The sequence below is a fragment of the Kitasatospora cystarginea genome (genome assembly GCF_039533515.1).
Classification (GTDB): domain Bacteria; phylum Actinomycetota; class Actinomycetes; order Streptomycetales; family Streptomycetaceae; genus Kitasatospora; species Kitasatospora cystarginea.
On record NZ_BAAATR010000087.1, the window covers coordinates 1 to 11,074 of the forward strand.

The following is an 11,074-nucleotide window of genomic DNA, read 5'->3' on the forward strand; positions in this document are numbered from 1 at the left end:
ATCGACACACCCAATCCAACGCCACCGGGGCGACCTTGGACACCGTTCCCGGGCCCGAACCATTCGATTCAACGACCCGCGAAGTACGGGCCTAGCCTGTCGATCACCGAGCACCGGGTGCTGGAGCTGGTCAGCGCCGGTCGCAGCGACCGTCAGGTCGCCCAGGCCCTCCTGCTCACCCCGCAGGACGTGACAGCCATCGTGGAGCGAGTGGGCCGCGCACCGGGGTGACCAGCACGGCGGAGCCGGTTTGCCGGAGCAGCGGCCGGCGCTGAGCCAGGCGCGTACTGGTGCGGCGGGGCCCGGACCTCCCGGTGTGAGAGGTCCGGGCCCTGCCGCCCGACGGGCCCGAGGGCGGACAGCTGGTGCGGCTCCCCCATCGCACCTGTGCCCACGAGTCGCTCACTGCACCAGGCCGGCGCGGTAGGCGTAGCGCACGGCCTGGGCCCGGTCGCGCACGCCCGTCTTGGCGAAGATCCGGTTGACGTGCGTCTTCACGGTGGCGCGGCCCAGGAACAGGCACTCGCCGATCTCCGCGTTGGACAGCCCCTGCGCGATCAGTCCGAGCACCTCCGCCTCACGGGCGGTCAGCCCGTCCGGTAGCGCCTCCGCCGCGCTCGCCGCCCGACCGGACTGCGGCGTGGGGTCGCCGTCCATGCCCGCGCCGGGACCGGGTGGCAGGCCTCCGGTGACCGCCTCGACCAGCCGCTGCTGCACCACCGCATCCATCCAGATCCGGCCACCGTGCACGGCGCGGATCGCCTCCTCGATCTGGTCCGCGCCCGCGTCCTTCGTCAGGTAGCCCTTGGCACCGGCGCGCAGCGCGGGGAACACCGACGCGTCGTCGGCGTACGTGGTCAGGACCAGCACACCGATCTCCGGGGCCTGGCGGCGTAGCGCCTCGGTGGCGGCGATCCCGTCCGTGCCGGGCATGACCAGGTCCATCAGCACCACGTCGGGCCGGAGTTCGAGGGCGAGCAGCACGGCCTGTTCCCCGTCGGCTGCCCCGCCCACCACCTCCATGCCTGCGTTGAGGCCGACCAGCAGCGTCAGGCCCTCCCTCGTCACCCGCTGGTCGTCCACAACCAGGACCCTGATCGGGGCCGCGAAATCCTTCACACCGGTATCTCCATCTTCACGGTCCACCCCTGTGCGGTGGGGCCGGCATGGGTGCGCCCGCGGACTCGTTCGATTCTCTCGCGCATGCCGCGCAGACCGTTGCCGCCTCCCGTCCAGGCATCGGCGGGCGGCGTGCCGGGCCCGGACGCGGCCCCGGCGCCGCTGCCGCCCGTGGTCGCGGTGGCCGTCGCGCCCTGGTCCGAGACGGTCAGCACCGTAGCCCGCGGGGTGTACCGGAGCACCACCGCCGTGGGGGCCCCTGCCGCGTAGCGGGCCGCGTTGGTCAAGGCCTCCTGCGCACCCCGGTACAGGGCGAGGTTCTCCTCGGCGGTCAGCGCACGCTGCGGCTGCCCGCTCACCGAGAGTGAGATCGGCATAGCGAGGTCCCGACGGCACCGCTCGACCAGCGCGTTGAGCCGGCCCACCGTCGGCAGATCGTCACCGCGCAGCGCGGCCACGGCCTGCCGAGCGTCCGACAGCCCCTCCCGGGTCAACTCTCCGCTGCGCACGATCAGTCGACGCAGCACCGGGTCGACCCGGTCGCGCTCGGCGAGTTTGCGCGCGCCCTCCAGCTGGACGGCGAGCGCCGACAAGGACTGCGCCAGGACGTCGTGCAACTCCCGGGCGATCCGGCTGCGTTCGGCGACGGCGGCGGCGCGGGCCACCGCCTCCCGCGAGTCCTCCAGCTCGGCGAGCAGAAGTTCGGTGCGGTCCTGGCCGAGCCCGGCCTGGCGGGCGAAGAAGCAGGAGGCCCCCAGCACGACGCAGAGCAGCGCGGAGCCCAGCCCCGTCTGAACCGAGACGTGCGCGGAGGTGATGCCCCCGGTCATGAGCGAGACGGACACGGTCAGCGGGGTGGCGAGCCACAGGGCCAGGCGCGCCCGTACGCGACTGAAGAGCATCCCCACGGCGGCGGAGACCGGGATCACCATCAGCGAGGCCGGCTGGAGAGCGGCCAGGACGGTGCCGCTGACGCCCAGCAGCAGGGGCAACGCGACCAGGCCGGCCTCGGAGTTCCTCGGCCCCCGCTCGCAGGCGGCCAGGACCAGCGCCACCAGGCACCCGGCCAGCGCAACGGTGACGGCCAGCCGTACGCCGGTCAGGCCCGGCCGCGGTGGGTCCTGGCAGGCGAAGGCGGCGGTCACCACCACGACCACCCACAGGAGCTGGTGCATCCGGGCGGCCTGGCGCCTCCGGCGCTCCGTCGAACGCCGCCGGGCCTCGGCCACCCTGGCGCTGTCCGCGCCGGTGTCCGCACCGTCGGGTGGGGCGGTGGCTGTCTCGCGGCCGCGGGGAACAGTTGTGCTCATGGTGCGCAGCATAGGAGCACCCGATGCTCCGAACCCCGGTGCTCCGCAGCGCCACGCCCCATAGCTCGGAGCTCCGCGGCCCGGTGTTCCGGGGCCCGGTGGCGTGGAGCTCACGCGAGGGCCACGCGGGCAGCGGTCGAGGTGCTCAGCCGGTAGGCGCGGTACCGGATCACCACCAGGCGGGCCACCACCTCGGACAGGGCCATCAGCACGAAGGCCGCCACCCAGGCCTGGGCACCGGTGATCAGGTGGGTGCGGCTGAAGTCCGCGATGGCGGTGCCCGCACCGTGGTCGGAAGCGAAGGCGAAGCCCGTCCGGGTGGCCATGCCCAGCACCCACAGCGCCGCCGCCGCGAACCCGGCCTTGGCGTACACACCGTCCTCGCGGCGCCACAGCTGCGTGGTGACTCCGCACGCGGCCCCGAGCGCAGCGCCCGCCCCCGCCAGGACGAGCTCCAGGACGAGGTCGTTGCCCGCGGTGGGAACGGACCGCAGGTAGTAGAGCGCGGTCGCGCTGACGAGGACGACCGGCAGCAGCAGGCTGGTGAGGTCCAGCCGGCCGCCCCGGATCTGGCGCACGACGAGGAGGACGAGGATGGCGTTGACGATGTAGTCCGTGGTGTTCATGGCAGCAACCCTGCCCGGAACCGTCCTGGGGAGGATCAGCCGACGGGTTGGCCCTTGGTTTGACCGTGGACCGGGTACGGCTCAACCCCTGGGTTGAGCCGCACGCGCGTCGGGCCGGGCCCGGCTCGTTCCTCGGGCCGACCGTGTCGGGCCGCTGGCCCCGGGAGCGTGCGGCACCTGCTCGTCGAGGCGCATCCGGGCGCCTCGCGGCGTCCCAAGGCCCGTGGCGAGGCGGCGCCGTGGGATCTCGCTTCCTGATCAGGCGACGCGGGGGGCGCGGTGGCGCCGGGTGACCACGAGGATGGCCATGTCGTCGTCGCGTTTGCCCTCGGTCCAGCGGCTGACGTCTTCGGTGAGGGCATCCACCACCGCGTCGGGGTCACTGAACCGCCTGCGCATGCCGTCTGAGGCGACCGGATCGTAGAACGTCCCCCGCTTGTCCCGCGCCTCGGTGACGCCGTCGGTCACCAGCAGCAGCGAGGCCCCCGGGGGCAGCCGCACCACATCGGCAGGCACGGAGTCGGCAGTGGTGAGATCATCCAGCCCCAGGCCGAGGGGCAGCTGCGGGACGGTCGGGTCGAGCCGCACGAGTTGTCCGTCGTGAATCAGGTACGGGGGCGGATGCCCGCGGTTCACCAGGCTCAGTACCTCGCCGTCGGCGGAGACCTCGGCCAGCACAGCGGTAATGAAGCCCTCCATGGAAGACAGCGGGCCGCTCCGGGCTGCTTCTCTGGTCAGCGCCTCGTCCATCCGCTGTCCCAACGTGACCAAGGTGGCAGCGTACTCGGCCTCCTGGCGGAAGACTCCGATCGCGATCGACACGGCGGCGACAGCCGCGATTCCTTTGCCCCGCACATCGCCGATGATCATCCGCACCCCGAACGGCGTCTCCTGCACCGTGAAGAAATCGCCGCCGATCCGCGCCTCGGCCTGCGCCGCCGTGTACCCCGCAGCCACGGCCAGTGGCCCGACCTTCCTCGGCGGTTCCGGGAGCACCGCCCGCTGGACCCCCTCCGCGACATCCCTGGCCAGCGCCAGATCGCGCCTTTGCCGCACGATCAGCCGGTTTACCGCTAGAGCCAGCGCGCCGATCAAGCCGACCACGGCAAGATCGACAAGCAAAGGTGTCGCCGGACGCCCGCGTTCGACATCCACCAACACCGAGACCACGCACGTGACACACACGACGGCGAGGGCGGAGCGGAAGGAGAGCGTGGCACCCGCGATGAGCGGTGCGGCTGCCAGCAGCGGGAGTCCCGTGTACGGCTGAGGCGCGAAACGGTCCAGCAGGACGCCAGCCACGAGGACGAGCGCCGCGAGCATCCACGGCACCTTCGCCAGCGTGGGTCGCAGGACTTTCACAGTGCATCTCCCGTCCCGGCCGATCGCCGCCCGGATCGCAGCCCCCGGCCAGCGTGTCACATCACGGACTTACACGATCTTCCGGACACGCTCGTGGCCGCCTGCAGGGCTTGCGGTTGACGATGCGGATGCGGAGCTCTTCAGCGAGCTCTACCAGCGGTACATCGACACCGACGTGGACCAGCCGCCGACGTGGACGATCGCGGAGCGTGCTGCGCTCCTCTTGGAACGGTGGCCCGACCTCACCGGGGACGAACGGTACGCCCAGAACCGGGATTGACGGCTCGACCGTTGACACCCACAGGGCACGCGGGCCAGCGGGCGCGACCAGGCCGTCCATGGCGCCGGAGGCACACGCTCAGCTTCGGATGACACGGAAAAGATCGGCATCACAGAACGGCGAAGCCGGAGACCTCGCGGGCGGGCAACTTGCCGCAGGCCTCCGCGGCTTGGGCCGTCACCGTCGGAGCGGATGCCCGGATGCCGCTCGATCGCCAGGACGGTTCGCCGTCGTTGGATACCTGGCCCAGACGACACCAGGAGCCAGCGGGAGAAGCTGATCCTGAGCAGCTTGGGCGGTAGAAGGCCCCGAGAACGGGCTCGCCAGCAGCGTCCTGAGCAACGGAACCGTGCCTCACGAACCTCGCGTTCTGGCATGATCATCCAGCGAAACCGGGCCCGGCTGCAGCGTGTTCACGAGTCGGGCTGGCCGGCCGCGCTTCGAAGGCGGTGGAGACCGTCTGCGCGTGGGAGACGCTGGTCTCCCACCCGGAGTCGAGCCCCTGCGGTACGGATCTTGGAAGTGTGAAGGATCGAGCTGCGATCGCTGCCGGATGTTCAACACCTGCCCGGCCCCATGCCCGGAAGGGGCATCTGACACCCCCCAGAAGCCACTTGTAGACGCTGGAGGACGGTACCCGGGTAGCCGCCGAGTCGAGCCGAGCTTGACGCGGACAGGCTCTTCACCTCGCCGAACTCGGATCCAAGTGGACCATCCGACACCTTCGATCAGAAGGCACTCTGCCGAGGCAATGGATAAATGAAAGGCGTGGCGCGCATTCTGGTGTACAATCTGAAACTGAAGGAGGGCCTCCGGGACTGGCATCATCGTGATGCCGACGGATCACCCGGCCCAGGGGGAGAACACCATGACCTACCAACTCGAAGCGATCCGGGCGACGATCGACGAGCGCCTGCGAGAGGCCAGGGAGTACCGCCTCGTCCGCGCGGTGCGGCTCAAGAACCGCGCCGAGCGCGCCACCCAGCGCGCTCGCCAGGCCCTGACCAGCCTGGCCGCATGAACACCCCACTGCAACGGGCCGTCACCACAACACGGTGACGGCCCGTCCTGCTTCCCGTCACTGACGAGCGTGGTCCGCGTTCACCGAGGCCGCCCGCGCCACCACGCCCAGCGGGAAACCCGCGGCGAAGCCGTACTCCCACACGCGGCTCTTCGAGCACGTCCCCGTCCCGCTCCCCGTCGCGTACGTGAACTACCTCCATGCGAACCCGGGCCAGCTGCACGCGACAGCACGCTGCTACGGCCCGGACGAGCTGTCTGCCTCCCCGCAGCCGGTGTGCCCGGGTGACCGGATAGAGTCCCCGTCAAGAGCGGGGGATGTCACGGGTTCCACTGGCGGAGGGTTGCGGATGTGCCGGTGGACGGCGCCAGTTGTCGTGTCGGTGCATCCACGGACCGCAGCCCAGCGGGAAGCCGCACCTCACGGCAGCGCCGGTTGGACTGGCAACGAACCCTTGCGCACTTCGGTGGCCCCCAGACTGCCGCTGCACCACGCCGAGTCCAGCGAGGATGCTCCCATGCGATGCCGATCAGGAACTCCGCCAGACGACACCGCGCCGCTCGTACTCCATGACGGACTCGACGCTGGTGGCGATGGACGCTCCGCACTCGCGGGTGATCATCCAGAGCGCCAGATCGATTCCGCTGGTGACACCGCCCGCGGTCACCAGGTTCCCATCGTCAACGACTCGTGCGTCGATCACGTTGCCGCCCTGGGCGGCCAGCTCGGCCTTGGCGAGGTGGTGTGTCGTACACGGACGGCCTTTGGTCAAGCCTGCCGCGGACAGCACCATGACTCCTGTGCAGACACCGGAGACGATGACTCCCGCCTGCTGTGCCCGTACGAGGTCCCGTAGGACATCTGGATCGTTGATCAGCTGGTCGCCGCCGCCCGGCACGATCAGAAGATCCGTGTCGGTGGGCTCCCATGCGGCCGACACCGTGACTTGGGTGCCGAAGAAGCATGTCACCTCGCCAGGAGCCGATGGCCGCACCAGTGTCGTCTGTACCTGGCCGCCCGCACGCTCAGCGTGACCGAGAACGTCACGCGGCCCGATGAAGTCCTGCTCCTCCACCCCGTCGTACATGAGGATCTGAACGCGTAGAGGCATCGGCTCTGTCTCCTTGGTTGGCGCAGCGTCCACGGATGCCGCGGACGCTGCGAAGGTCCCGACCGAACCAGGACCGGCAGTCGCGGCCGTCGATGTGCCGGTTCCCGCACTCCATCGACCCATCTCCTGATCGCTCGCTCGATCTCCTGCCAAGCCGACGCCACCCGACAGCGAGGGACTGCGCATCGCGACGCGCCTGCGGGCCGCGAACGTGTCCCCTCCGGGGGCCCACGAGCGGTACGGCCTCGCTCACGTTCATCACGTCCGGCCCTCATAGCTCTTCGGGAGTGCTGGCCCACCCAACAAGTCTGCTGCGCCGGTCGAATGGTTCCCGCCCGGCCCCGACTTCTCCTGCTACGAACGCGACCCCGCAGCCACCCTTGTCGACTGGGTAGCGGGGTGCGGGGGTGAAGGGCCGACCGGGGCCGGGGTGGGTGGCTTTCGGCGCCGTTGGCCGGAGAGCCCAGGATCCGCCGAATGCGGCGATGGCCCCGGCGGACCCGGCCGGGGGGGGTGATCCGATGTCCGCACCTACACATGTGCCCGGGTCCAGACGCTGGTTCAGATGGTGATGAAGAACAGCAGCCGCTGGTCGGCGGCCGGGGTGAGCAGCGTCTCCACTTCGCCCACCGCCTGAGCGAACAGGGCCACGGCCGCGGCCGGATCGTCCTGCTGCCCCTGACCAGGAGATCTTCATACGAGCCAACGGATCCTCAGTGGCTGTTGTCTTTCCGGGCTTGATCGCTGCGTTCTCGCTGGTCAGGCATAGGGTCGGCGGTCCCGTGGCAGTGGTGACGTGTCGTGTCGTCACTTCGGTGGAGGTCGGGGATGCCGTCGGTCGTTGGGCTGTTGGAACAGCGCGAGCTTGCCGCTCGCCGTCGTGTGGACGAATTGCGGGAGGAGGCCGACCGTATCCACGCTGAGTTGGCCGTGGCCGAGCAGGAGTGGAATGAGTGGGTCATCGCCCGCTCGCGCGTCGGTGAGGTGCTGACCTCGACCAGCGACGCCGTCGTCGGTCCTGATGCCTCGATGGACCTGCCGGATCCCGGTGAACAGCAGGTTCGGCTCGAACCCGCGGAGGCGGCGAAGCCGAAGTCCGTGGTGCCGATGTGGCGTGCGGGGCTGGCCTGGTCGGCGCTGTCGGTGGACTAGCAGCGCATCCTGCAGGCGCTCACAGACCGGAACCAGCTCGGTCAAGATCCGCTGACCTGCCAGGAGATGGCTTCCTGCTTCGGCCTGGAGGCGGTGCCGGCGAAGGTGGAGGCGCTGCGGTCGAAGGCGAAGCGCCTGGTGGCCCGCGGTTGGCTGGCCGAGCCGGCGCCGGGCCGGTTCACGCTCGCGAAGGGCGTGGCCGGGCCAGGCGGCGGGTCATGAGCAGGGTCATCGACCTGGTGTCGATGAACGGGCTGTCAACGCACATGTATCAGGTGTTGATCTCGCGTTGATCGCTGCTCTCGACCATGGGCCGCATGGTCTCCATCACACAGAAACTCATCACGGCCGCCGCCGTGACCACGTTGCTCAGCGCTTTCGCCGCCACCGAGGCGAGGGCCGCCGCTCCGGCCAAGGCCGGGCCGCCGCACACCGCCAAGATCCACCACGTCAGCGCCGAGGAGAAGGCGTGGGCGCGTGGCGAGCACAAGGCCGACCCGCCCCGTTCTGCCGCCACCGCACACGTCACCCCGGCGCCCCGGCAGAACCAGATGAGCGCACAGTTCGTCAAGTCGGTCAACCCCGCCGAGGTGCTCAACGACGTCATCAACCTGTTCAGGAACATCAGCGGCAAGCAGTACATCGAAGGCATCAACGAGGTGCTCGACCAGGTCCGCTACGACTCCGACGGCCAGGACGCCGCCGTCGTCTTCTACCTCGGCGAGGACCACGGCACCTGGGACGACAGCGGAGCCGCCTACAACACCATCGACATCAACGGCTACAAGTACGGCGTGCTGGTGTTCCCGCAGAACCACGGCGGATTCTGGTACTACTACGGGTACGGACAGGGCGGGCAGACCTCCACGTACTGGGGCTCAAGCTCCGCACCGGCCCCCTCCTCCACCGGCCGCGACCCGAACTTCAACAACAAGAGCGTCGACTTCGTCAGCTACAACCGCCCCGGCAGCGTGTGGGGCACCCCCGGCGACCACGGGGCCAGCAGCAACGGTCAGCGTGGAAACCTCCCCGACGGCTCCTGGATCACCATCATCAACCGCGCCACCTACCGGGCCGTGGACTCCGCCCAGGGCCAGTCCGGTGACGGCAACAAGATCCAGTCATGGGGGCAGCACGACCCCAACGAGGCCTCGCAAGGCTGGCGGCTCGACCACAAGAGCGGATACAACTACGCACTGACCTCGCGTCTCCACGACGGGCAGGTCCTCAACCTCAACGGCAACGACAACCGCTCGGTGCAGATGTACCACTACGACGGCAGCGGCAACTCCCAGTGGGGGTTCGAGGACGCCGGCGACGGCTGGTCCAAGATCCACTCAACGGCCGACTGGACCAAGTGCCTCAACGACAACGGCTCAGGCAACCAGTTGACCGCCGAACCATGCTCCTGGAACCTGAACACCCAGATATGGGGCACCTACGCCTACTGACGGAGAGCGCACCATCGGCTCCCGAACCCGCGGCCACGGCCGGGTTCGGGAGCCGTCCTCTCGCGTCGAAGGCGGTCTCGACAGCGGGCGCAGAGGCCGATGATGCAGGCCATGGTGTTCCTGATCTGCTCCGGCCTCGGCCTGATGGGCGCCTCGTAGCGGCTTCCGCTGAGGCCTCAGCCGTACGCCGCAGTCCTCGCTGGCCCTGGCCAACGACCGCCCCGCTTCAGCCGTTCCGCGGGCCTCCAGGGCCAGTGGAGAGTCGACCGTGACCCTATGGGCGAAGGTCGCCGCTGATGGCACGCTCCTCAGTGGCTGTTGTCTCTCCGGGCTTGATCGCTGCGTTCTCGCTGGTCAGGCATAGGGTCGGCGGTCCCGTGGCAGTGGTGACGTGTCGTGTCGTCACTTCGGTGGAGGTCGGGGATGCCGTCGGTCGTTGGGCTGTTGGAACAGCGCGAGCTTGCCGCTCGCCGTCGTGTGGACGAATTGCGGGAGGAGGCCGACCGTATCCACGCTGAGTTGGCCGTGGCCGAGCAGGAGTGGAATGAGTGGGTCATCGCCCGCTCGCGCGTCGGTGAGGTGCTGACCTCGACCAGCGACGCCGTCGTCGGTCCTGATGCCTCGATGGACCTGCCGGATCCCGGTGAACAGCAGGTTCGGCTCGAACCCGCGGAGGCGGCGAAGCCGAAGTCCGTGGTGCCGATGTGGCGTGCGGGGCTGGCCTGGTCGGCGCCGTCGGTGGACTACCAGCGCATCCTGCAGGCGCTCACAGACCGGAACCAGCTCGGTCAAGATCCGCTGACCTGCCAGGAGATGGCTTCCTGCTTCGGCCTGGAGGCGGTGCCGGCGAAGGTGGAGGCGCTGCGGTCGAAGGCGAAGCGCCTGGTGGCCCGCGGTTGGCTGGCCGAGCCGGCGCCGGGCCGGTTCACGCTCGCGAAGGGCGTGGCCGGGCCAGGCGGCGGGTCATGAGCAGGGTCATCGACCAGTAGATCATCGCCTCGGCGCTGCTGGTGGATCGCTCGAAGTCGCGCACGAGACGGCGGGTGCGCATCAGGTGGGCGAAGAATCGTTCGACGATCCACCGCTTGGGCAGCACCACGAACCCCTTCTGGTCGTCGCTGCGCTTGACGATGACCAGCACCAGCGCCAGGGCGGTGAGGCAGAAGGTGATGAGTGGGCCGGTGTAGCCGCCGTCGGCCCAGATGAGCTCCAGCAGGTGGTGCGCGTCGGCGACTTGGGCGAGCAACACCTCGGCGGCGGCGCGGTCGCCGATGTCCGCCGGGGTGACCACCACCGCGAGGAGCAGGCCGAGCGTGTCGACCACGACGTGCCGCTTGCGCCCGTTGATCAGCTTGCCGCCGTCGAAGCCGCGGCTGTCCGCGCCGACGACGGCGTCCGCCTTGACCGACTGCGAGTCGATCACGCCCGCGCTCGGCTGGGCGTCCCGGCCCGCCCGTGTGCGGACCTTGGCCCGCAGTCGGTCGTGGAACTCCTTGACCAGGCCCAGGTCGCGCCAGCGGCGGAAGAACGCGTATACGCGGTCCCACGGCGGGAAGTCCGCGGGCATCGCCCGCCACTTGATGCCGTTGTCGACGAGGTAGTGGATCGCGTCCAGCATCGTCCGGTGGCAGTACGCCTCCGG

General features: G+C 69.8%; 11 protein-coding genes and 1 pseudogene. 6 read left to right on the top strand and 6 right to left on the bottom strand.

Annotated elements, in window-relative coordinates; translation table 11 throughout:
• On the top strand, positions 1 to 231 hold a 231-nt coding region (locus ABD369_RS39195), incomplete at its 5' end, for a helix-turn-helix domain-containing protein (protein WP_344641425.1).
• 171 nt (positions 232 to 402) lie between these two features.
• On the opposite strand, the gene ABD369_RS39200 is transcribed toward ABD369_RS39195, so the two are convergent.
• The 4 genes from ABD369_RS39200 to ABD369_RS39215 form a co-directional block, all read right to left on the bottom strand.
• Entirely contained in the window at positions 403 to 1,119 is a 717-nt protein-coding gene (locus ABD369_RS39200; RefSeq protein WP_344641426.1) for a response regulator transcription factor, read from the bottom strand.
• Complete coding sequence (locus ABD369_RS39205) at positions 1,116 to 2,429, bottom strand: sensor histidine kinase (RefSeq protein ID WP_344641427.1); 1,314 nt, start codon at positions 2,427 to 2,429, stop codon at positions 1,116 to 1,118. The genes ABD369_RS39200 and ABD369_RS39205 overlap by 4 nt, the downstream gene beginning before the upstream one ends.
• 110 nt (positions 2,430 to 2,539) lie before the next feature.
• Positions 2,540 to 3,055, bottom strand: coding sequence for a hypothetical protein (locus ABD369_RS39210; RefSeq protein WP_344641428.1), 516 nt, complete (start codon positions 3,053 to 3,055; stop codon positions 2,540 to 2,542).
• A 258-nt stretch (positions 3,056 to 3,313) separates the two neighbouring features.
• A complete protein-coding gene (locus ABD369_RS39215) occupies positions 3,314 to 4,378 on the bottom strand; it encodes a PP2C family protein-serine/threonine phosphatase (protein WP_344641429.1) in 1,065 nt (354 codons plus the stop codon).
• A gap of 19 nt (positions 4,379 to 4,397) precedes the next feature.
• Here ABD369_RS39215 and ABD369_RS39220 point away from each other — a divergent pair, with 19 nt between their 5' ends.
• Positions 4,398 to 4,697, top strand: coding sequence for a hypothetical protein (locus ABD369_RS39220; protein ID WP_344641430.1), 300 nt, complete (start codon positions 4,398 to 4,400; stop codon positions 4,695 to 4,697).
• Between the two features lie 832 nt (positions 4,698 to 5,529).
• Positions 5,530 to 5,718 (top strand): hypothetical protein, encoded by a 189-nt coding sequence (locus ABD369_RS39225; protein ID WP_344641431.1) that lies wholly within the window; start codon positions 5,530 to 5,532, stop codon positions 5,716 to 5,718.
• 529 nt (positions 5,719 to 6,247) lie between these two features.
• Here the strand turns inward: ABD369_RS39225 and ABD369_RS39230 are convergent.
• The gene (locus ABD369_RS39230) at positions 6,248 to 6,829 is read right to left on the bottom strand and encodes a DJ-1/PfpI family protein (RefSeq protein ID WP_344641432.1); all 582 of its coding nucleotides are present in this window, start codon (positions 6,827 to 6,829) and stop codon (positions 6,248 to 6,250) included.
• A gap of 828 nt (positions 6,830 to 7,657) precedes the next feature.
• On the opposite strand from ABD369_RS39230, the pseudogene ABD369_RS39235 reads away from it, so the two are divergent.
• The 3 genes and pseudogenes from ABD369_RS39235 (at position 7,658) to ABD369_RS39245 (ending at position 10,401) form a co-directional block, all read left to right on the top strand.
• A pseudogene (locus ABD369_RS39235) lies at positions 7,658 to 8,203 on the top strand (hypothetical protein).
• Positions 8,204 to 8,298: 95 nt separating this feature from the next.
• A complete protein-coding gene (locus ABD369_RS39240) occupies positions 8,299 to 9,432 on the top strand; it encodes an RICIN domain-containing protein (protein ID WP_344641433.1) in 1,134 nt (377 codons plus the stop codon).
• Positions 9,433 to 9,855: 423 nt separating this feature from the next.
• Complete coding sequence (locus ABD369_RS39245) at positions 9,856 to 10,401, top strand: hypothetical protein (protein WP_344641434.1); 546 nt, start codon at positions 9,856 to 9,858, stop codon at positions 10,399 to 10,401.
• Here ABD369_RS39245 and ABD369_RS39250 read toward each other — a convergent pair.
• The coding region (locus tag ABD369_RS39250) for an IS5 family transposase (protein WP_344641435.1) at positions 10,358 to 11,074 on the bottom strand (717 nt) is incomplete at its 5' end. The two genes, ABD369_RS39245 and ABD369_RS39250, sit on opposite strands and share 44 nt — an antisense overlap.